The 20,573-nt window shown below is 72.9% G+C and carries 16 protein-coding genes; 8 read left to right on the plus strand and 8 right to left on the minus strand.

Features of this window, described 5'->3' with window-relative positions; all coding sequences use genetic code 11:
• Nucleotides 1-167 precede the first annotated feature (167 nt).
• On the minus strand, nt 168-1,655 hold the full coding sequence (locus ACZ3IL_RS07175) for a ferredoxin reductase family protein (RefSeq protein WP_467387476.1): 1,488 nt from the start codon (nt 1,653-1,655) through the stop codon (nt 168-170).
• Nucleotides 1,656-2,057: 402 nt separating this feature from the next.
• Between ACZ3IL_RS07175 and ACZ3IL_RS07180 the strand changes: the two genes are divergently transcribed.
• Genes ACZ3IL_RS07180 through nirD form a run of 3 tightly spaced genes read left to right on the plus strand, consistent with a single transcriptional unit; the run spans nt 2,058 to nt 6,194 of the window.
• Nucleotides 2,058-3,290: an NAD(P)/FAD-dependent oxidoreductase gene (locus ACZ3IL_RS07180; protein ID WP_467387478.1), complete on the plus strand. Its 1,233-nt coding sequence runs from the start codon at nt 2,058-2,060 to the stop codon at nt 3,288-3,290.
• 1 nt (nt 3,291) lies between these two features.
• Nucleotides 3,292-5,856: a nitrite reductase large subunit NirB gene (nirB, locus tag ACZ3IL_RS07185; protein WP_467387480.1), complete on the plus strand. Its 2,565-nt coding sequence runs from the start codon at nt 3,292-3,294 to the stop codon at nt 5,854-5,856.
• Nucleotides 5,853-6,194 carry a nitrite reductase small subunit NirD gene (nirD, locus tag ACZ3IL_RS07190; protein WP_467387482.1) on the plus strand — a complete coding sequence of 114 codons (342 nt, stop codon included), beginning with the start codon at nt 5,853-5,855 and terminating at the stop codon, nt 6,192-6,194. Before nirB ends, nirD begins: the two co-directional genes overlap by 4 nt.
• A gap of 166 nt (nt 6,195-6,360) precedes the next feature.
• Here nirD and ACZ3IL_RS07195 read toward each other — a convergent pair whose 3' ends face one another.
• Together ACZ3IL_RS07195 and ACZ3IL_RS07200 are read right to left on the minus strand one after the other, a co-directional pair.
• Nucleotides 6,361-6,774: a VOC family protein gene (locus ACZ3IL_RS07195; RefSeq protein WP_467387484.1), complete on the minus strand. Its 414-nt coding sequence runs from the start codon at nt 6,772-6,774 to the stop codon at nt 6,361-6,363.
• A gap of 49 nt (nt 6,775-6,823) precedes the next feature.
• Nucleotides 6,824-7,357, minus strand: coding sequence for a group III truncated hemoglobin (locus ACZ3IL_RS07200; RefSeq protein WP_467387486.1), 534 nt, complete (start codon nt 7,355-7,357; stop codon nt 6,824-6,826).
• A gap of 422 nt (nt 7,358-7,779) precedes the next feature.
• Here ACZ3IL_RS07200 and ACZ3IL_RS07205 point away from each other — a divergent pair, with 422 nt between their 5' ends.
• Entirely contained in the window at nt 7,780-8,934 is a 1,155-nt protein-coding gene (locus tag ACZ3IL_RS07205; RefSeq protein ID WP_467387488.1) for an alkaline phosphatase PhoX, read from the plus strand.
• Here ACZ3IL_RS07205 and ACZ3IL_RS07210 read toward each other — a convergent pair.
• The 4 genes from ACZ3IL_RS07210 to ACZ3IL_RS07225 all read right to left on the minus strand — a co-directional run bounded on the left by ACZ3IL_RS07210 (nt 8,904) and on the right by ACZ3IL_RS07225 (nt 15,150).
• Nucleotides 8,904-9,926 (minus strand): ArsR/SmtB family transcription factor, encoded by a 1,023-nt coding sequence (locus ACZ3IL_RS07210; protein WP_467387490.1) that lies wholly within the window; start codon nt 9,924-9,926, stop codon nt 8,904-8,906. The two genes, ACZ3IL_RS07205 and ACZ3IL_RS07210, sit on opposite strands and share 31 nt — an antisense overlap.
• 579 nt (nt 9,927-10,505) lie before the next feature.
• Nucleotides 10,506-13,217: a pyruvate, phosphate dikinase gene (ppdK, locus tag ACZ3IL_RS07215; protein WP_467387492.1), complete on the minus strand. Its 2,712-nt coding sequence runs from the start codon at nt 13,215-13,217 to the stop codon at nt 10,506-10,508.
• A gap of 355 nt (nt 13,218-13,572) precedes the next feature.
• Nucleotides 13,573-14,709, minus strand: coding sequence for a tRNA dihydrouridine synthase DusB (gene dusB / locus ACZ3IL_RS07220; protein WP_467387494.1), 1,137 nt, complete (start codon nt 14,707-14,709; stop codon nt 13,573-13,575).
• A 216-nt stretch (nt 14,710-14,925) separates the two neighbouring features.
• Nucleotides 14,926-15,150, minus strand: a complete 225-nt coding sequence (locus ACZ3IL_RS07225; RefSeq protein WP_467387496.1) for a DUF6243 family protein — start codon at nt 15,148-15,150, stop codon at nt 14,926-14,928.
• Between the two features lie 312 nt (nt 15,151-15,462).
• Between ACZ3IL_RS07225 and ACZ3IL_RS07230 the strand changes: the two genes are divergently transcribed.
• Entirely contained in the window at nt 15,463-16,200 is a 738-nt protein-coding gene (locus ACZ3IL_RS07230; protein ID WP_467387498.1) for a VC0807 family protein, read from the plus strand.
• Between the two features lie 73 nt (nt 16,201-16,273).
• On the opposite strand, the gene ACZ3IL_RS07235 is transcribed toward ACZ3IL_RS07230, so the two are convergent.
• Nucleotides 16,274-17,656: a glycine--tRNA ligase gene (locus tag ACZ3IL_RS07235; RefSeq protein ID WP_388694729.1), complete on the minus strand. Its 1,383-nt coding sequence runs from the start codon at nt 17,654-17,656 to the stop codon at nt 16,274-16,276.
• A 175-nt stretch (nt 17,657-17,831) separates the two neighbouring features.
• Between ACZ3IL_RS07235 and ACZ3IL_RS07240 the strand changes: the two genes are divergently transcribed.
• Genes ACZ3IL_RS07240 through ACZ3IL_RS07250 form a run of 3 tightly spaced genes read left to right on the plus strand, consistent with a single transcriptional unit; the run spans nt 17,832 to nt 20,529 of the window.
• Nucleotides 17,832-18,833: a metal ABC transporter substrate-binding protein gene (locus tag ACZ3IL_RS07240; RefSeq protein WP_467387501.1), complete on the plus strand. Its 1,002-nt coding sequence runs from the start codon at nt 17,832-17,834 to the stop codon at nt 18,831-18,833.
• Between the two features lie 26 nt (nt 18,834-18,859).
• Nucleotides 18,860-19,633 (plus strand): metal ABC transporter ATP-binding protein, encoded by a 774-nt coding sequence (locus tag ACZ3IL_RS07245; RefSeq protein WP_467387503.1) that lies wholly within the window; start codon nt 18,860-18,862, stop codon nt 19,631-19,633.
• A gap of 2 nt (nt 19,634-19,635) precedes the next feature.
• Nucleotides 19,636-20,529: a metal ABC transporter permease gene (locus ACZ3IL_RS07250; protein ID WP_467387505.1), complete on the plus strand. Its 894-nt coding sequence runs from the start codon at nt 19,636-19,638 to the stop codon at nt 20,527-20,529.
• Nucleotides 20,530-20,573: the final 44 nt, after the last annotated feature.

Consider the following 20,573-nt stretch of genomic DNA (forward strand, 5'->3'; position numbering starts at 1 on the left):
CGGGCGGGGCGGCCGGGGTGACGGAGGAGGCCAGCAGGGTCGCGGCGAGCGCCCCGGCCCCGATGACTCCGGCGGCGAACAGCTGCCGGGCCCGCCGGAGGCCGGGAGCCGGCCGGTGCCGGGCCCGTCGCGGACGGGGGACGGGTCGCGCGGACGGCGCTCCGTGTCTAGGCATGGTCGAAGTCCTCGCTGTGGATGCGGGAGGCGGGCACCCCGGCCCGGCGCAGGGAGGCGAACGCGGCCCGGGCCATCGCGGGCGGACCGCACAGGTACACGTCGTGGGCGGCGAGTCCGGGCACGAGGTCGCGCAGGGCGCGGGGGGCGAGCGGGTCGAAGGAGCCGTCCGAGGGGCCGAGGAGGAAGTGGAGGGCGGCCTGCCGTTCCCGGGCGATGGCCTCCAGCTCCTCGCGCAGGACGACGGCGGACTCGTCCGAGGCGCGGTAGAGGAGGGTCACGTCCCCGGGCCCGCCGGGCAGCGTCTCGAAGAGGGCCCGCAGCGGGGTGATGCCGACCCCGCCCGCGAGCAGCAGGACCTTGCGACGGGTGCGGCGGTGGGCGGTGAGCGCCCCGAAGGGGCCCGAGGCCAGGACCCGGGTGCCGGGCCGGACGCGCCGGATGCGGCGGGTGTGGTCGCCGAGGGCCTTGACGGTGATCCGCAGGGTGTCGTCGCGGACCGGCGCGGAGAGCGAGAAGGGCAGGGCGGTCGCCCAGAGCCCGCGCCGCAGGAACCGCCAGCGGAAGAACTGGCCGGATTCGGCGCACAGCCGGGCCACGCCCCGGCCCCGGACGAGGACCGAGACGACTCCCGGGCCCTCGTCGCGGACCTCGACGACCCGAAGGTCGTGGCGGAGGGCGGCGCGGACGGGAACGACGATCCGGTACCAGACGAGGAGGACGGCGACGGTGCCGTGGGCCATGGACCAGAGCCAGCGGGTGAGGAGGACGCCGGCGACGTCGGGGCCCGCGAGCTGGTGGACGAAGCCGAGCGCGGCGGCCAGCAGCGCGCCGAGGTGGACCGCCCGCCAGGTCTCGTGCCGGAGCCGGCGGCGCACGCTCCGGGCGGAGGTGACGCCGACGGCGGCGAAGAGGACGGTGCCGACGGCGGCGGCGGCGATCGCCCCGTACGAGAGGAGGCCCCCGGTCGCGGCGAGGAGGTCGGTGCGGGTGTGCACGGCGTAGCCGCAGAGGGCGAGGACGGCGTGGGCGGCGATCAGGAGGAGGACGTACCGGCCGCCGAGGGCGTGCCAGCGGGCGAGCCGGTCGGCGCCGACGCCGTGCTCGACGGCCGGGACCCGGGCCATGAGCAGCAGGAGCACGAGGACGCCGTACCCGGCGAGGAGACCGGTGAGGTGGGCGCCGGTGGCGAAGAAGGCGTCGAGCCGGGCGGAGGGCCGGGCCTGGAGACCCCAGAGGAGGGACACGGCCCCGGCGCCGGCGACGATCCCGGTGCGCAGGCGCTCGGGAGCGAGCCGCAGCGCGGGCGAGGGCGGGGCCGGGCGGCGTTCGGCCGGACGGCGCCCGGTGGGACGGCGCCGCCCGGCCGGGGGGCGGGGCGCGGACGGGCGGCGGCGGGGCGCGGACGGACGGCGGGGCGCGGCGGGGGCCTGCGGCACGGTGAGGGGTACGTAGAGAGGGTGGCTGGCCTCGGTGGTCACATCCGGAACCCTAGGTCCGCCCGTGCACGGGAACCCGCGTCCCGGCGGCGCTTCCGTGATCCTTAAGGCGGGCTTGAGACAAGGCTGACCAGGGGTTAATCCTGGGGCGGGGGAGGGAGCGGGGCGGGCGTGGTCGGGGCGGGACCCGGGTCGGGCGCCCCGCCGGGGCGGGGATCGGACGGGGGCGGGGATCGGACGGGGCGGGCGCGGCGGCCGGTCGCGGGCCCGGCTCCGGCGGGCCGGGAGGGCCGGGCGTTGCGGAGGCGCGGGGCGGAGGCCCGGGTTTCGCGGCGCGCGGACCCGGGACCTCACAGCGCGCGGACCCGGGACCTGAGATCAGCGTTCCGTACGGGAAACAGCCGGGATGCCGCCGGGTAACACCGGCCGCGCACGCTTCCCGTCATGAGTACACGCATCGTGGTGATCGGGGGCGGACCGGCGGGTGCCCGGCTCGCCCGGCGACTGCCGGTCACCCTCGTCGGCGAGGAACCGCACGCCCCGTACAACAGGGTGCTGCTCGCGGACGTCCTCGCCGGCCGGTACGCCCCCGAGGTGATCACGCTGCCCGGACCCCGGGAGCCGGCGCGGCTCGGGGTGCGGGCGGTGCGGATCGACCGGGCGGCGCGGACGGTGGAGTGCGCGGACGGTTCGGTCGTGGGCTACGACCGGCTCGTCCTGGCGACGGGCTCCAACCCGGTGCTGCCGCCGCTGCGCGGACTGCGCGGGGGCGCGCTCCCCCGGGGCGTGCACTCCTTCCGCACGCTCGACGACTGTCTGGCGCTCCGCGCGGCGGTGCGGCCCGGGGCGCGGGCGGTGGTCGTCGGCGGCGGGCTGCTCGGCGTGTCGGCCGCACGGGCGCTCGCGGAGCTCGGCGCGGACGTGGTCCTGGCGCAGCAGGGCGAGCGCCTGATGGAACGGCAGCTCGACGCCCCGGCCTCGGCCCTGCTGCGCGAGCACGTCGAGTCCCTCGGGGCCGAGGTGCACACCGAGTGCCGGGTGAGCGGCCTGCGGCAGCGGGACGGCGCGGTGACGGCCGTCGAGCTCGCCGACGGCTTCGTCCTCGACGCCCGGGTGGTGGTCCTGGCCTGCGGGGTCCGCCCCCGGGTGGCCCTGGCCCGGGAGGCGGGCCTCGCCGTCGCCACCGGGATCGTGGTCGACGACGAACTGCGCACCTCCGACCCGTACGTCCACGCGGTGGGCGACTGCGCGGAGCACGGGGGCCGGGTGTACGGCCTGGCGGGTCCGGCCCTCGAACAGGCGGACGCGCTGGTGGAGGTCCTGGAGCGGGAACTCCCGGGGACGGGGGCGGCGGGGGCCGAGACCTCCGCGCCCCCTCCCCCGGCCGCCTACACCGGCACCCGCGCCCTGACCCGCCTGACCCTCGCCGGCCCGCGCCCGCTCGACCTGGCCGCGTTCGGCGAGGTGACCGCCCGGCCGGGCGACGACACCGTCCAGCTCACCGACGCCACCCGCAACGCCTACCGCAAGGTCGTCGTCCGGGGAGACCGCCTCGTCGGCGGCGTCCTCCTCAACGACCTCGCGGCGGTCGGCGCGCTCGCGCGGGCCTGGGAGGGCGACGAAGCCCTCCCCGCGGCCCCCCTGCTCCATCTGCTCACCCACGACGGAGGCTCCTGACATGAGCGCTGACACCGACGCCCGTACGCGTGCCCGCACGGCCGCGCGCACCCCGACGATCGTCCTGGTCGGCCACGGAATGGTCGGCCAGCGGTTCCTGGAGGCGCTCGCCGAACGCGGCGTCACCGAACGGTCCCGGATCGTGGTCCTCTGCGAGGAGCCGCGTCCGGCCTACGACCGCGTGCAGCTGACCTCGTACTTCTCCGGCAGGACCCCCGACGACCTGTCGGTGGTCGGGGAGGGCTTCCTGGAGAGGCACGGCATCGAGCTGTACGTGGGCGACCCGGCCGAGTCGGTGGACCGGGAGGCCCGGACGGTCACCGCCCGCTCCGGGCGGGTCTTCGCGTACGACACCCTGGTCCTCGCCACCGGGTCGTACCCCTTCGTCCCGCCGGTGCCCGGCAAGGACGCCCGGGGCTGCTTCGTCTACCGCACGATCGAGGACCTGCTGGCCATCGAGGAGTACGCGGGGACGGCGACGACCGGCGCGGTGGTCGGCGGCGGGCTCCTCGGCCTGGAGGCGGCGGGCGCGCTCAAGGGGCTCGGGCTCGACACCCACGTGGTGGAGTTCGCGCCGCGCCTGATGCCGGTGCAGGTGGACGAGGGCGGCGGCGCGGCCCTGCTGCGCACGATCGAGCGGATGGGGCTGACCGTCCACACGGGGACGGGCACGCAGGAGGTCGTGACGGCGGACGGCGCCGTGACGGGCATGAGGCTGTCGGACGGTTCCGAACTGGCCGTGGACATGGTGGTCTTCTCGGCCGGGGTGCGGCCCCGGGACCAACTCGCCCGGGACTGCGGGCTCGCCGTGGGCGAGCGCGGCGGCATCGCCGTGGACGAGTGGTGCCGGACCTCGGACCCGGCGGTCTTCGCGATCGGGGAGTGCGCGCTCGCCGCCGACGGGCGGGTCTACGGCCTGGTGGCGCCGGGGTACGAGATGGCGCAGACGGCGGCGGCGGTCCTCGCGGAGGAGGAGGACCGGGGCTTCACCGGCGCCGACCTGTCGACCAAGCTGAAGCTGCTCGGCGTGGACGTGGCCTCGTTCGGCGACGCGCACGGCACCGCCGAGGGCAGCCTCGACGTCGTGTACTCCGACTCCCGTTCGGGCGTCTACAAGAAGCTGGTGGTGGACGGCGAGGGGGTGCTGCTCGGCGGCGTCCTGGTCGGAGACGCCGACTCCTACGGCGTGCTGAGGCCCCTCACGGGCACCGTTCCGCCGCTCTCCCCCGAGCAGTTGGTCCTCCCGGCGGGCACGGGCGCGCCGGTGGCGCTCGGGCCCTCGGCGCTCCCGGACGACGCGGTGATCTGTTCGTGCCACAACGTCACGAAGCACGCGATCGGCCAGTGCTCGTCCCTCGCCGAGGTGAAGAGGTGCACCAAGGCCGGCACGGGCTGCGGCGGCTGCGTGAAGACGATCGAGAAGCTGCTGCCGGCCCCCGCCGACGAAGGGCTCTGCGGCTGCTTCGCGTACGGCAGGAGCGAGCTCTACGAGATCGCCCGCACCCTGCGCGTGACCTCGTTCGCCGCGCTGCTCGACTCGCACGGGCGGCCGGAGGCGCGGGGCGGCGAGGGGTGCGAGGTCTGCAAGCCGGCGGTCGGCTCGATCCTGGCCTCGCTCGCGCCGGCGATCGGTCTGGGCGGCTACATCCTGGACGGCGAGCAGGCGGCCCTCCAGGACACCAACGACCACTTCCTCGCCAACCTGCAGCGCAACGGCTCCTATTCGGTGGTGCCGCGCATCCCCGGAGGGGAGATCACCCCCGACAAGCTGATCGTGATCGGCGAGGTCGCCCGGGACTTCGGGCTCTACACGAAGATCACCGGCGGCCAGCGGATCGACCTCTTCGGCGCCCGGGTGGACCAGCTCCCGGCGATCTGGTCCCGGCTGGTGGACGCGGGCTTCGAGTCGGGGCACGCGTACGGCAAGTCGCTGCGCACGGTGAAGTCCTGCGTCGGGCAGACCTGGTGCCGCTACGGCGTCCAGGACTCGGTGCGGATGGCGATCCGGCTCGAACTGCGCTACCGGGGCCTGCGCGCCCCCCACAAGCTGAAGTCGGCGGTGTCGGGCTGCGCGCGCGAGTGCGCCGAGGCCCAGTCGAAGGACTTCGGGGTCATCGCCACGGCCGGCGGCTGGAACCTGTACGTCGGCGGGAACGGCGGCGCGACCCCGCGCCACGCCGACCTCCTCGCCCAGGACCTGTCGGACGCCGAGCTGGTGCGGCTGATCGACCGGTTCCTGATGTTCTACATCCGGACGGCGGACCGCCTTGAGCGGACGTCGGCCTGGCTGGAGCGCCTGGAGGGCGGGCTCGACCACCTCAGGGACGTGGTGGTGCGCGACTCGCTCGGGCTCTGCGACGAGCTGGAGGCGCTGATGGCGGCGCACGTGGCGGACTACCGGGACGAGTGGGCGCAGACCCTCGACGACCCGGAGCGGCTGCGGCGCTTCGTCTCCTTCGTGAACGCCCCGGAGGCACCGGACCCGTCGGTCCGGTTCGTGCCGGAGCGCGACCAGATCAAGCCGGACCTCACGTTTCTCACCCTGGAAGGGGTTTCCTCCCGATGACGACGCTCGAACTCTCCCCGTCCCCCGCCTCCTGGATGCCCGTCTGCGAGGAGTCCCGGCTGACCCCCGGTCGCGGCGTGGCCGCGCTGCTGCCGGACGGCCGGCAGGCGGCGCTCTTCCGGGACCGGTCGGGGCGGACGTACGCGATCGACAACCGCGACCCGTTCACGGGGGCGCAGGTGCTCTCCCGGGGGCTCGTCGGCTCGGCGGGCGGGCGGCCGTTCGTGGCCTCGCCGCTCCTGAAGCAGCGGTTCGACCTGGAGACGGGCCGCTGCCTGGACGACGAGGAGGTCGCGGTGGCGGTGTACCCGGTCCGGACGGTCCGGTCCTTCTCGTAGGGGGCCGGGGCCGGGAGGGGCCGGGGTCCGGGAGGGGCCGGGGTCCGGGAGGGGCCGGGGTCCGGGAGGGGCCGGGGTCCGGGAGGGGCCGGGGGCCCGCCGCGGCCGGCGCCGCCGCCCGGGCCCGGGGCCCGGCGGCGGCGTTCCGGTCCGGCGCGGGGCCGGCTCAGCCCTGGGCGGCGGCCGGGTCCATCCAGAAGATCTCCCAGTGGTGGCCGTCCAGGTCGGTGAAGGAGCGCCCGTACATGAAGCCCATGTCCATCGGCTCCTTCGCCGGGGTGGCGCCCGCGGCGAGGGCCGCGTCGGCCAGCTCGTCGGCCTTCTCGCGGCTCTCGGCGCTCAGCGTGATCAGCACCTCGGTGGCCTTCGTGGCGTCGGAGATCTCCTTGCCGGGGGCGGTGAAGTCCCTGAACTTCTCCTCGGTGAGCAGCATCGCGAAGATCGTGTCGCTGATGACGAGGCAGGCGGCGGTGTCGTCGCTGAACTTCGGGTTGAAGGAGTAGCCGAGCTTCTCGAAGAACGCCCTGCTGGCGCCCAGGTCCTTCACGGGAAGGTTCACGAAGATCATCTGCGGGGCCATGGCGTTCTCTCCTCGGGTCGGCCGGTCCGCCCTGTGCGTTCCGGCGTTCTCAGGAGGTAGGACGGGGGCCGCGCCCGGAACTCATCGCTTCCCGGGAAGAAATCCCGTGCCCGTCCCGGGGGCCGCCCGGGCCGCGGTCCGCGGTCCGCAGTTCGAGCGCCGCCAGCGGCACGAACCCGCCGCCCGTTCCCCCGGTGGGGGCGCCGGGCCCGGCGAGCCGCCGCAGCAGCGCGAGGGCGATCCGTTCCCCCTGCGCCTTGGCCCGGTCGGCCCGGGGTCCCCGGTGGAGGCCGTCGACGGAGGCGTGCCAGAGCTGCACCCAGCGGCCGAAGTGGGCGGCGGTGAGGGGCCGCGCGGAGTGGACCGCGGCGTGCGGGGCGAAGGCGTCCCGCCCGTAGCCGGCGGTGCGGAAGAGGGCGCGCTCCCAGAAGTCGGCGATCCTCGGCAGGTGGGCCTCCAGGTCCGTACCGGCGACCTCGGTGAAGAAGGGCCCGATGAGCGGGTCGGCGAAGGCCGCGGTGTAGAAGCGGCGCAGCAGTACGTCGAGGTCGGCGCGGTCGCTGATGTCCCGGGTGGCACGCATCTCTCCAGTCTCCCCTCCCTCCGTGCCCTTCTCCAGTGCCGAAGGTCCCGGCGACCCTTCTCCAGTGCCGAAGGTCCCGGCGCCCCGGCTCCCGGCACCTCAGGGGCCCCGCCTCCCGCCTTCCCGCCCGCGCCTTCCGCCTCCCTCCCGCGCCCTTCGCCCCCCGCACCCTCCGCCTCCCGTCCGCTCCCTCCGCCCTCCCCTCCCGCCTCTCCGGCACCCAGCACCCGGCACCCGGCACCCGCTTCCCGGCGCCGGGGCCCCGGCGGGCGCGTCCGCACCGGCGGAAGCCTCCTCGGGTCCGCCGCCTCCCCTTCACCGCTCGTTGACGCCCCGTCAATTCCGTACTCCTATGGTCCGGAAGGCGCGACCCCGCCGCCGACCGGCGCGGGGCGGTTCACCATCCTTCTCGGGAGTGAGACGTGGAGCGACGCGGTTTCCTGCGTGGAGCGGTCCTCGGCACCTCGGTCGCCGCCTTCGGCGGCAGCCTCTGGCACGGCGCGGCCTTCGCCGCCCCCGCCCAGCCCGGCGCCGGCCCCTACGGGGCGCTCGGCCCGGCGGACGCGAACGGCATCCAGCTGCCGGCCGGATTCACCAGCCGGGTGATCGCCCGGTCCGGGCAGACGGTCGCCGGCACCTCGTACACCTGGCACAACGCGCCCGACGGCGGCGCCTGCTTCGCCGACGGCACCGGCTGGATCTACGTCTCGAACTCGGAGATCAACCCGGGCGGCGGCGCGAGCGCGGTCAGGTTCGACGCGGCGGGCACGATCACCGGCGCGTACCGCATCCTCTCCGGCACCCGGCAGAACTGCGCGGGCGGCGCCACCCCGTGGAAGACCTGGCTGTCCTGCGAGGAGGTGTCCCTCGGCTACGTCTACGAGTCGGATCCGTGGGGCGGCACCGCCCACCGCCGGGACGCGATGGGCCGCTTCAAGCACGAGGCGGCCGCCGCCGACCCGGTCCGCCGGGCGGTGTACCTGACCGAGGACGAGTCGGACGGCTGTTTCTACCGCTTCCTGCCCACCACCTGGGGCGACCTCTCCTCCGGCACCCTCCAGGTGTTCAAGGCGTCCACCGCCGCCTCCGGCACCTTCACCTGGCAGAACGTGCCGGACCCGGACGGCTCTCCGACCGCCACGCGGAACCAGGTCTCCGGCGCCAAGCGCTTCAACGGCGGCGAGGGCTGCTACTACGCGAACGACACGGTCTGGTTCACCACCAAGGGCGACAACCGGGTCTGGCAGGTCAACCTCGCCGCCGGGACGTACGAGCTGGCCTACGACGACTCGCTGGTCTCCGGCGGCGCCCCGCTGACCGGCGTCGACAACGTCACCGGCTCCTCCTCCGGAGACCTGTTCGTCGCCGAGGACGGCGGCACCATGGAGATCTGCGTCATCACCCCGGACGACGTGGTCGCGCCGTTCCTGCGGGTCAACGGCCAGTCGGGCTCGGAGATCACCGGTCCGGCCTTCTCCCCCGACGGCAGGCGGCTGTACTTCTCCAGCCAGCGGGGCACGAGCGGCAGCTCCTCGGGCGGCGTCACCTACGAGGTGACCGGCCCGTTCCGCGCGTAACAGCGCAGGTCCACCTTCTGCTGGGCGCCGCCGAGGAGGGCGGCGCCCAGCGGCGTCAGGGTGTGCAGGACCGCGTTGCCGTGGCGCAGGGTCGCGATGAGCCCGGCCTCGCGCAGGACGCCGGCGTGCTGGCTGGCCGAGGCCATCGACACTCCGGCGCGGCGGGCGAGTTCGCTGGTCGTCCCGCCGTCCCCGATGGCGTGCAGCACGGCGGACCGGGTCTGGCCGACGAGCTTGGCGAGCGAGGTGCCGCCCGGCGCGCGGACGGTCGGCGCCTCGCCGTGGGTGACGGGGTAGACGAGGACCGGCGGCAGCGCGGGGTCGCGCAGGACGACGGGGGTCCCCCGGCAGAAGTACGAGGGCTGGAGCAGCAGTCCCCGCCCGTCGAGGTGGACGTCCCGGTCCACGGGGTAGTCGGCCTCCAGGACGGGCGGGCGCCAGCGCAGCATCGGCGGCAGCGAGGCGAGGAGTTCGTCGGCCCCGCCGTCCAGGAGGGCCCGGCCGCGGCGGGCCCGGTCGGCCTCGACGCGGGCCCGGATGTGCGGCCAGTACGGTTCGACCACGGCCCGGTGGTATCCGCGCAGCGCCCCCACGAGCCGGTCGAAGGGCTCCGCTCCCCCGTCCGCGAGGGCGCGCAGCGAGTGGGGCACGGTCCGTGCGCCGGAGCGGTCGGCGGCGAGCAGCGAGAGTTCGCCGCGCAGCCGGCCGGGGTCGGTCGCGCGGATCGCCTGGAGGCCTTCGTCGAGGCCGTGGATGCCCTCCGCGGGCGTCAGGAAGTCGGGGAAATAGCCCCGGCTGGGAACGAGGGCCGCGAGGAGGCGGGTCTCACCGCCGAGCCGCGTCCGTACGTCGGAGCGCCATTCCCCGTAGACGACGGGCCCGCGCCGGTCCCTTAACCGGTGAAAGCTCAGAATCGTTTCCCACAGAACGTCCGGCCGGGCGGCCGTTCGCACCCCCGCCAAGTCGTTTCCGGTGAAATGAATCCGCAGCATGACGTCCCCACCTGTGCACTCGCAACCACCCCGACATCGAGTATGCACAGCATCACTGCACGTTACCAGGGTGTTTCAGCCACAGTTGAAAAGCATCGCGGCAAACCGGGCGGAACCGAAAAGCTGTGCGGGTCGGGCGGGAAACCTTCAGGACCGAGGTGACGTGGCGAAGACCGTGGGGGGCTTCGCGCGTCCGGCGGCGGTCGGCGAGGGTTACGGCTCACCTGCCCGGCACCGGTAAAGGGAGCGGCCCCCGGGTGGGGATCCGGGGGCCGCTCCCGTCCCGCTCTTTGCGGCACGGAAAAAGAAAAGTTCAATTCCCGATAATTCAATCCGCTCCAATTGGACACGAACCCGCGTCCGGCCCGCGGCCGGGCGGAATTGAGCGGTCCCCGCGCGGGAGGAGGACGACGGGACGGACGCCTCCGCACAAAGGCGTCCGTCCCGTCCCCGTGGTTCCGGGACCGCCGCCCGCCGGTGAGGGTGGGAGAGCTGACCGGCGGCGGCCCCGGGGTCCGGTGGCCCCGCGGCCGGGCGGGGATCCCCCGGCGGGAGGGCGTCCCGCCGGGGGATCCCGCCTCAGCGGCTGTCGCTGCCCTTCGACCCGGCCGCCGCGCGGCCCGCCTCCAGGCGCGCCACCGGAATCCGGAAGGGCGAGCAGGAGACGTAGTCGAGACCCACCTCGTGGAAGAAGTGCACCGACTCCGGGTCGCCGCCGTGCTCGCCGCAGACGCCGAGCTTGATGTCGGGGCGGGTGGCCCGGCCGGCCTCGACGGCGCTGCGCACCAGGGCGCCCACGCCGTCCTTGTCGATGGTCTCGAAGGGACTGACGCCGAAGATGCCCTTCTCCAGGTACGCGGTGAAGAACGAGGCCTCCACGTCGTCGCGGGAGAAGCCCCACACCGTCTGCGTCAGGTCGTTGGTGCCGAAGGAGAAGAACTCGGCGGCCTCCGCGATCTGGCCGGCGGTCACGGCGGCGCGCGGCAGCTCGATCATGGTGCCGAGCGCGAGCCTCAGCTCCACGCCGGTCCGCGCCTGGACCTCCGCGATGACCTGCTCGGCCTCCTCGCGGACGATCTCCAGCTCCTGGACGGTGCCGACGAGCGGGATCATGATCTCGGCGCGCGGGTCGCCCTTGGCGTCGATCCGCTGGGCCGCGGCCTCCGCGATCGCCCGGACCTGCATGGTGAACAGGCCGGGGATGACCAGGCCGAGGCGGACGCCGCGCAGGCCCAGCATCGGGTTCTGCTCGTGCAGCCGGTGCACGGCCTGGAGCAGGCGCAGGTCGTTCTCGTGCGGCTCCTTGCGGGACTCGGCGAGGGCGACGCGGACCGACAGCTCGGTGATGTCGGGCAGGAACTCGTGCAGCGGCGGGTCGAGCAGCCGGACCGTGACGGGCAGCCCGTCCATGGCCTCGAAGAGCTCCACGAAGTCCTGCTTCTGCAGCGGGAGCAGGGCTTCGAGGGCCTGCTCGCGCTCGGCGTCCGTGTCCGCGAGGATCAGCCGCTCGACGTACTGGCGGCGCTCGCCGAGGAACATGTGCTCGGTGCGGCACAGGCCGATGCCCTGGGCGCCGAAGCGGCGGGCGCGCGAGGCGTCCTCGGCGTTGTCGGCGTTGGCGCGGACCCGCAGGCGGCGGACGCGGTCGGCGTAGGCCATGATCCGGTGGACGGCGGCGACCAGCTCGTCGGCGTCGTCGGCGCCGGCGTGCATCCGGCCCTCGAAGTACTCGACGACCGGGGACGGCACGACGGGCACCTCGCCGAGGTAGACCTTGCCGGTGGAGCCGTCGATGGAGACGACGTCGCCCTCCTCGACCACCTGGCCGCCGGAGGTGGTCATGCGGCGGCGCTTGGTGTCGACCTCCAGCTCCTCGGCGCCGCAGACACAGGTCTTGCCCATGCCGCGGGCGACGACGGCGGCGTGCGAGGTCTTGCCGCCGCGGGAGGTGAGGATGCCCTCGGCGGCGATCATGCCGTCCAGGTCGTCCGGGTTGGTCTCGCGGCGGATCAGGATGACCTTCTCGCCGGAGCGGGACCACTTGACGGCCGTGTACGAGTCGAAGACGGCCTTGCCGACGGCGGCGCCCGGGGAGGCGGCGATGCCGCGCCCGATCTGCTCCACCTTCGCGTCCTCGTCGAACTTCGGGAACATCAGCTGGGCGAGCTGGGCGCCGGTGACGCGCTGGAGCGCCTCGGCCTCGTCGATCAGGCCCTGGTCCACGAGCTGGGTGGCGATGCGGAAGGCGGCGCCGGCGGTGCGCTTGCCGACCCGGGTCTGGAGCATCCAGAGCTGGCCGCGCTCGATGGTGAACTCGATGTCGCAGAGATCCTTGTAGTGGGTCTCCAGGGTCTCCATGATGTGCATGAGCCGGTCGTACGACGCCTTGTCGATCGACTCCAGGTCGGCCAGCGGCACCGTGTTGCGGATGCCGGCGACGACGTCCTCGCCCTGCGCGTTCTGGAGGTAGTCGCCGTAGACGCCCTGGTGGCCGGAGGCGGGGTCGCGGGTGAAGGCGACGCCGGTGCCGGAGTCCGGGCCGAGGTTGCCGAAGACCATCGAGCAGACGTTGACGGCGGTGCCGAGGTCGTGCGGGATGCGCTCCTGGCGGCGGTACAGCTTGGCGCGGTCCGTGTTCCAGGAGTTGAAGACGGCCTCGATGGCGAGGTCCATCTGCTCGCGCGGGTCCTGCGGGAAGTCGCGGCCGGTCTCGGCCTTCACGATCCCCTTGAACCGCTCGACGACCTTCTTGAGGTCGGCGGCGTCGAGCTCGGTGTCGCTGGCGACCCGCTTCGCGGCCTTGACCTCGTCGAGGGCGTCCTCGAAGAGCTCGCCGTCCACGTCGAGGACGGTCTTGCCGAACATCTGGATGAGGCGGCGGTACGAGTCCCACGCGAAGCGCTCGTTGTCGGCCTGGCGCGCGAGGCCGACGACGGACTCGTCCGAGAGGCCGATGTTGAGGACGGTGTCCATCATGCCCGGCATGGAGAACTTGGCGCCGGAGCGGACGGAGACGAGCAGCGGGTCGTCGGCCTGGCCGAGCTTCTTGCCCATCTTCCGCTCGAGGGCGTCGAGGTGGGCGCTCACCTCGTCGCGGAGCTCGACCGGCTCGGAGCCGCTCTCGAGGTAGACCTTGCACGCTTCGGTGGTGATCGTGAAGCCGGGGGGGACCGGCAGACCGAGGTTGGTCATCTCGGCCAGGTTCGCGCCCTTGCCGCCGAGGAGGTCCTTCAGGTCCCTGTTGCCCTCGGTGAAGTCGTACACGAACTTCTGATCATTGTTTTCCGACACGGGCCACGACTCCTCGGCGTCTCGGTTGGCTGCCCTGACGGCGAGGAACATACCCAGATCGAAGGCTTCTAGGGAGGTACGCCTAGCGGTCATATGGTCTTAACCACTCGTCCGCCAGCACTTCGAAAGTGACTGACGGGTATCTTCCGCCTTCAGGCTCCGAAGGCTCCTCCGTCCAAAACGGAAGATCGAAGCTCAGATGAGCGTCCGCATGAGCATATGTGTTCAACTTCTGAACACAAAAAGGGTGGCACCCAGTGCCACCCTTCAGGCAGTGCAGTCGATCCCGGCACGCTCATGTGAGCGCGCCACCCCTCAGGGGTGGCGAGGATCACTCCCCGGAAAAGGCTCGATCTCAGCCGCCGGACGTGTCCAGCTCCGCGTCCTCGCTCACGCCGGAGCAGTCGTAGGGGTCCTTCAACCAGCCGTCGGGCAGGACGACCCGGTTGTTTCCGGACGTACGACCCCGGGGACCGTCCGCGCCGACCGGCCACGGCTGGTCCAGGTCGAGTTCGCTCAACTGAGCGCGCAGCTCGTCCAGAGAGGAGGTGACCGCCAGCTTCTTGCGCATCTCCGAACCGACCGCGAAGCCCTTGAGGTACCAGGCCACGTGCTTGCGGAAGTCGATGACACCGCGTGCCTCGTCGCCGAGCCACTCCCCGAGCAGCCGGGCATGGCGCACCATCGCGTCCGCGACCTCCCGCAGACCCGGCTGCGCGTAGGCCCCGGTGCCCTCGAAGCCCGCCACCAGGTCCCCGAAGAGCCACGGGCGGCCCAGACAGCCGCGCCCGACGACCACGCCGTCGCAGCCGGTCTCGCGCATCATCCGCAGGGCGTCGTCGGCCGACCAGATGTCGCCGTTGCCGAGGACCGGGATCTCCGGCACGTGCTCCTTCAGGCGCGCGATGGCGTCCCAGTCGGCCGTGCCGCCGTAGTGCTGGGCCGCCGTCCGCCCGTGCAGGGCGATCGCCGTGACGCCCTCCTCGACCGCGATCCGGCCCGCGTCCAGGAAGGTGATGTGGTCGTCGTCGATGCCCTTGCGCATCTTCATCGTCACCGGCAGGTCGCCCGCGTTGGTCACGGCCTCGTGCAGGATCGCCCGCAGCAGCGGCCGCTTGTAGGGCAGGGCCGAGCCGCCGCCCTTGCGCGTCACCTTGGGGACGGGGCAGCCGAAGTTCAGGTCGATGTGGTCGGCCAGGTCCTCGTCCACGATCATCCGCACGGCCTTGCCGACCGTCACCGGGTCCACTCCGTAGAGCTGGATCGAGCGCGGCTTCTCGGTCTCGTCGAAGCGGATGAGCTGCATCGTCTTCTCGTTGCGCTCGACCAGCGCCCTCGTCGTGATCATCTCGCTCACGAACAGGCCCTTGCCGCCGGAGTACTCGCGGCAGAGGGTGCGGAAGGGGGCGTTGGTGATGCCGGCCATCGGGGCGAGCACCACCGGGGGCTGCACGATGTGCGGCCCGATGGCGAGAGGGGTGAACGCGGTCATCCGCCCATTGTCGCGCACGACGGCGGCCGCACGTCGGCCGCGTCGTCCGGACATGTCGGAGTTCACATCTCCACGGCACGCGCGCACCCCCGGAGCCCCGGACGGGAGCGGGCAGTGAGAGGCGGGAGGGTGCCGTGAGGGGCGGGAGAGCGGGGAGCACGGGACGAACGGAGGGGCCGAGGCGTGCGGACGCCCCGGCCCCCGTCGCGGAACGCCTTACTCCCGGGCGGCGCCGGTGCCGGTGCCCTCCGGGCTCGCGGTGCCTTCGGCACGCGCGGTTCCCTGCGCGCGTGCGCGCATCTTCCTCAGCAGCTCCTGCTTGTGGTCGTCGGCCGTGGGCCGGGCGGCGGCGCGGCCCTGGCCGGCGCCCTGCCGGTCGGTGCGGGACAGCTTCTTGCGCTGTCCACCGACGCCGAGGAGGTTGTTGCGGCTCTTCGCCACGGGGTTCTCCCGTCAGTGGGGTGGGCGGTGGTCGGATCGGATCGGCCGGAGCCGGACGCTCACTCGTAGATCTGGAAGAACGCGTACATGCCGGGGACGCTACCCCCGCCGCGGCCCGCCGGCACCCGATTTCTTCCCGCACCGCTCCCACCCCGCCGCCCTCGTACGGGGAGCGCCGCGCGCCCCCGACTTGGTGATCATTTTGAGCGGACTTTCCCGTTCCGTACCCGGTCGCCGACTAGCGTTCCCCCGCGCCGTGACCGCGCCGCAGCGGCGAGCACCGCACCACGAGCACCACTCACAGGGGGAACCATGTCAGCGCACGAGCGGACGGCCACCGCCGCCCCGGCCGGCAGGCCCGGACCACGGGCACGCTCCGGGGTCTCGGCGGCGATCGGCTGGTTCCTGACCATCGGACTGAACGTCGTCGCGCCGATCCTCACGTACAACGCCCTGACCGGGGACCGGGGCTGGAGCGAGTTCGGCGCCCTGCTCGTCAGCGGCGTCTGGCCGCTGCTCGACAGCGCCCTCATGGTGGCCTGGCGGCGCAAGCTCGACGAGTTCGCCGTCGTCACCCTCGTCTTCCTGGTGATCACGGCCGTGGTCTCGCTGATCGGCGCGCACACCGCCCGCGCCCTGCTGATCAAGGACTCGGGCGTGACCGGCCTCTTCGGGCTGCTCTGCCTGGGCACCCTGCTCGCGCCCCGGCCGCTGATGTTCTACTTCGGGCGCAAGTTCGCGACCGACGGCACGCCGGAGTCCACGGCCTGGTGGAACGGGCTCTGGCAGTTCGACGGCTTCCGCTCCACCATGCGCACGATCACGCTGGTCTGGGGCGTGGCCTACCTGGCCGAGGCCCTGGTCCGCGTCGTCCTGGCGTACGTCCTGGACACCTCGGTCATGGTCGTGCTCAGCCCGGTGACGATCTACGGCGTGCTCGGGGCGCTCGCCCTCTGGACGGCGTGGTTCAGCAAGCGCCGGGCGGCCGAGGGGGCTCGCCGTCAGGCGGCGGCCGAAGAGGCGGCCGGCGGCACCCGGGTCCCGGCCTGACGGGGCCGCCACGACGGGAAGGCCCCCGGTTCCTGGAGAGGAACCGGGGGCCTTCCCGTGGGACGGGCGGAGATCAGCAGCCGAGGAGACGGCTGCCCAGGTAGGACTGGATCTGGTCGAGGGAGACGCGCTCCTGCTTCATCGTGTCGCGCTCGCGCACGGTCACCGCGTTGTCCTCGAGGGTGTCGAAGTCGACGGTGACGCAGAACGGGGTGCCGATCTCGTCCTGGCGGCGGTAGCGGCGGCCGATGGCGCCGGCGTCGTCGAACTCGATGTTCCAGTTCTGCCGCAGGTCGGCCGCGAGGCCCTTGGCCTTCGGGGAGAGCTGCGGGTTGCGGGAGAGCGGCAGGACCGCGACCTTGACCGGCGCCAGGCGCGGGTCGAGGCGCAGGACGGTGCGCTTCTCCATGACGCCCTTGGCGTTCGGCGCCTCGTCCTCGACGTAGGCGTCGAGGAGGAAGGCCAGCATCGTGCGGCCGACACCGGCGGCGGGCTCGATGACGTACGGCGTCCAGCGCTCGCCGGTCTCCTGGTCCAGGTAGGTCAGGTTGGCGCCGGAGGCCTTGGAGTGCGCGCTCAGGTCGTAGTCGGTGCGGTTGGCGACGCCCTCCAGCTCGCCCCACTCGCTGCCGCCGAACTGGAAGCGGTACTCGATGTCGGCGGTGCGCTTCGAGTAGTGGGAGAGCTTCTCCTGCGGGTGCTCGAACCAGCGCATGTTCTCCTCGCGGAGACCCAGCGACGTGTACCAGTTCCAGCGCTGCTCCATCCAGTACTCCTGCCACTGCTCGTCCTCGCCCGGCTTGACGAAGAACTCCATCTCCATCTGCTCGAACTCGCGGGTGCGGAAGATGAAGTTGCCCGGAGTGATCTCGTTCCGGAAGGACTTGCCCATCTGGGCGATGCCGAACGGGGGCTTCTTGCGCGAGGTCTGCTGGACCTGGGCGAAGTTGGTGAAGATGCCCTGGGCGGTCTCGGGACGCAGGTAGGCGACGGAGCCGGTGTCCTGGGTCGGGCCGAGGTGCGTGGAGAGCAGGCCGGAGAACTGCTTGGGCTCGGTGAAGGTGCCCTTGTTGCCGCAGTTCGGGCAGTTGAGGTCGGTCAGGCCGTTCTCGGGGAGGCGGCCGTGCTTCTCCTCGTACGCCTCTTCCAGGTGGTCGGCGCGGTAGCGCTTGTGGCAGGAGGTGCACTCGGTCAGCGGGTCGCTGAAGGTGGCGACGTGACCGGAGGCCTCCCAGACCTCGGTGGCCAGGATGACCGACGAGTCGATGCCGACGACGTCCTCGCGCGCGGTGACCATGTAACGCCACCACTGGCGCTTGATGTTCTCCTTGAGTTCGACACCCAGCGGCCCGTAGTCCCAGGCGGCCTTCTGGCCGCCGTAGATCTCGCTGCAGGGATAGACGAAGCCACGGCGCTTGCTCAGGCTGACGATGGTGTCGATCTTGTCGGCGGCCACGGTGCTCTCTTCATTACGACGACGAAGTGCGAATGCCACAGGTTACCGGCGCCCGTACCCCCCGCATCAAATCGGTTCGGGGTTCGCGGGCGCGCGGGGCCTCCCGGGTCTCCGTGGGACGGACCACACGGAAGGCAATTGACAACCGTTTCCATTTTTGTTGAAAATGAGTGTCATGAACGTACGTCGCCTCATACCCGCCACCGCCCTCACCGGAGCCGTCGCCCTCGGCCTCGTCTCCCTCTCCGCCTGCGGCACCTCCGACGCCGCCGGCAAGGGGAGCGACGGCAAGCTGGACGTCGTGGCGTCGTTCTACCCCATGCAGTACCTGGCGGAGCAGATAGGCGGCGGCCACGTCGCCGTCGACACGCTCACCAAGCCCGGCGTCGAACCCCACGACCTGGAGCTGAAGCCGAAGCAGATCGGCGCGCTCGGCGAGGCCGACCTCATCCTCTACCTCAAGGGCATCCAGCCCGCCGTCGACGACGCCATCGCCCAGGCCGGCGTCAAGAACACGGTCGACGCCGCCACCCTCACGAAGCTCGAGGCGCACGGAACCGAAGCCGGGGCCGGCCACGAGCACGCCGGCGGGGAAGACCACGGGCACGGCGACGAGCACGCCGGCGAAGAGGGCCACGACCACGGTTCCGGCGCCGACTCCGACCCGCACATCTGGCTCGACCCCGTGAAGTACGCCGAGGTCGCCAAGGGCGTCGGCGCCGCACTGGCGAAGGCGGACCCGGACCACGCCGCCGACTACACGAAGAACACCGACGCCCTGGTGAAGAAGCTCGGCGCCCTGCACACCGAGTTCGAGACGGGCCTGAAGAACACCGCCACCCGCACCTTCATCACCACCCACTCCGCCTTCGGCTACCTCGCCGAGCGGTACCACCTGGAGCAGGAGGGCATCTCCGGCGTCGACCCCGAGTCCGAGCCGAGCCCCGCCCGCATGAAGGAGCTCCAGTCCGTCGCGGCCAAGGACAAGGTCTCCACCGTCTTCTTCGAGACCCTCGCGAGCGACAGGACGGCGAAGACCCTCGCGGGCGACACCGGTCTGAAGACCGACGTCCTCGACCCGCTGGAGGGAATCACGGACAAGTCCCGGGGCGCTGACTACATCGAGGTCATGCGATCCAACCTCGCCGCGCTGAAGAAGGCCCTCGGCGCCAAGTGACCACGGCACAGCAGGAGGTACGGCCCATGGCCCAGGAACCCGTCGAACCCGTCATTTCCGTCCGCGGAGCCACGGCGGCCCTCGGTGCCCGGCCCGTCCTCCGGGGCGTCGACCTCACCGTCCGCCGCGGCGAGGTCGTCGCCCTGCTCGGCGCCAACGGCTCCGGCAAGTCGACCGCCGTCCGCTCCGTCATCGGCCAGGTGCCGCTGACCGGCGGCACGATCGAGCTGTTCGGCACCGACCGGAAGCGGTTCCGCGACTGGGCCCGCGTCGGATACGTGCCGCAGCGCACCACCGCCGCGAGCGGTGTCCCCGCGACCGTCCGCGAGGTCGTCACCTCGGGCCGGCTCTCCCGCCGCAGGTTCGGCCGGCTCTCCCGCGAGGACCGGGCCGCCGTCGACCGGGCCATCGCCCTCGTCGGCCTCGCCGACCGCGCCGGGGACCCGGTGGGCGCCCTCTCCGGCGGCCAGCACCAGCGGGTCCTGATCGCCCGCGCGCTCGCCTCCGGGCCCGAACTGCTGATCATGGACGAGCCGATGGCGGGCGTGGACCTCGCCAGCCAGGAGGTCCTGGCCGCGACCCTGCGCGAGCAGGTGGCGGGCGGCACCTCCGTCCTCCTCGTCCTGCACGAGCTGGGCCCCCTGGAGCCGCTGATCGACCGGGCCGTGGTCCTGCGCGACGGCTGCGTCGTCCACGACGGCCCGCCGCCCGAGGCCGTCGGACAGCACGCCCTGCCCGGCCACGACCACGTACATCCGCACGCGGCCGGCGAGCCGCTCCGCACGGGACTGCTGACCTGACCATGGACTTCCTCGAACCCGCCTTCATGCAGAGGGCGTTGATCGCCGCCCTCCTCGTGGGCATCACCGCCCCCTCCGTCGGCGTCTACCTCGTCCAGCGCCGCCAGGCCCTGATGGGCGACGGCATCGGTCACGTCGCCATGACCGGTGTCGGCCTGGGCTTCCTGCTGAACTCCAGCCCGGTCTGGATGGCGACCCTCGTCGCCGTCGCCGGCTCGGTCGCGATGGAGCTGATCCGGGCGTACGGCAAGACCCGCGGCGACCTGGCGCTCGCGCTGCTCTTCTACGGCGGCATGGCGGGCGGCGTCCTGCTGATCAACCTCTCGCCGACGGGCTCCAACGCCAACCTCACCTCGTACCTCTTCGGCTCGCTCACCACCGTCTCGCCCGAGGACATCACCGCGATCTCGGTCCTGGCCGCCTTCGTGGTCCTGGTCACGGTCGGTCTGCGCCGCCGGCTCTTCGCGGTCAGCCAGGACGAGGAGTTCGCCCGGGTCACCGGCCTGCCGGTGCGCGCCCTGAACCTGCTGATCGCCGTCACGGCCGCGGTGACCGTCACGGTCGCCATGCGGGTCGTGGGCCTGCTCCTGGTGAGCGCGCTCATGGTGGTGCCGGTCGCCGCCGCCCAGCAGCTGTCCCGCTCCTTCCGCACGACGTTCGCCGGCGCGGTGCTCATCGGGGTCGTCGTCGCCCTCTCCGGCACGGTCACCACGTACTACGTGGAGGCCCCGCCCGGCGCGACGATCGTGCTGTACGCGATCGGGGTCTTCATCCTGCTCACGCTGCTCGCCGCCCCGCTCGCGAAGCGGCGCGCCCGGGCGGCCGAGGAGGGGACGGCGGCCTGCGACGCGCCGGTCCCGGCGAGCCGGCGCCCCGGTGACGACGTGAGGGTCTGAACCGCGACCGGCCCCGGGGGCGTACGGGGGACTGGCAGAATGAC

The sequence above is a fragment of the Streptomyces sp. NPDC014907 genome (genome assembly GCF_055562975.1).

Coding starts and splice junctions, on each gene's coding strand:
- ACZ3IL_RS07245 (WP_467387503.1), top strand. CDS start 18,860: ATGGCCCAGGAACCCGTCGAACCCGTCATTTCCGTCCGCGGAGCCACG.
- ACZ3IL_RS07195 (WP_467387484.1), bottom strand. CDS start 6,774: ATGGCCCCGCAGATGATCTTCGTGAACCTTCCCGTGAAGGACCTGGGC.
- ACZ3IL_RS07230 (WP_467387498.1), top strand. CDS start 15,463: ATGTCAGCGCACGAGCGGACGGCCACCGCCGCCCCGGCCGGCAGGCCC.
- ACZ3IL_RS07240 (WP_467387501.1), top strand. CDS start 17,832: ATGAACGTACGTCGCCTCATACCCGCCACCGCCCTCACCGGAGCCGTC.
- nirD (WP_467387482.1), top strand. CDS start 5,853: ATGACGACGCTCGAACTCTCCCCGTCCCCCGCCTCCTGGATGCCCGTC.
- ACZ3IL_RS07250 (WP_467387505.1), top strand. CDS start 19,636: ATGGACTTCCTCGAACCCGCCTTCATGCAGAGGGCGTTGATCGCCGCC.
- ACZ3IL_RS07200 (WP_467387486.1), bottom strand. CDS start 7,357: ATGCGTGCCACCCGGGACATCAGCGACCGCGCCGACCTCGACGTACTG.
- ACZ3IL_RS07210 (WP_467387490.1), bottom strand. CDS start 9,926: ATGCTGCGGATTCATTTCACCGGAAACGACTTGGCGGGGGTGCGAACG.
- nirB (WP_467387480.1), top strand. CDS start 3,292: ATGAGCGCTGACACCGACGCCCGTACGCGTGCCCGCACGGCCGCGCGC.
- dusB (WP_467387494.1), bottom strand. CDS start 14,709: ATGACCGCGTTCACCCCTCTCGCCATCGGGCCGCACATCGTGCAGCCC.
- ACZ3IL_RS07180 (WP_467387478.1), top strand. CDS start 2,058: ATGAGTACACGCATCGTGGTGATCGGGGGCGGACCGGCGGGTGCCCGG.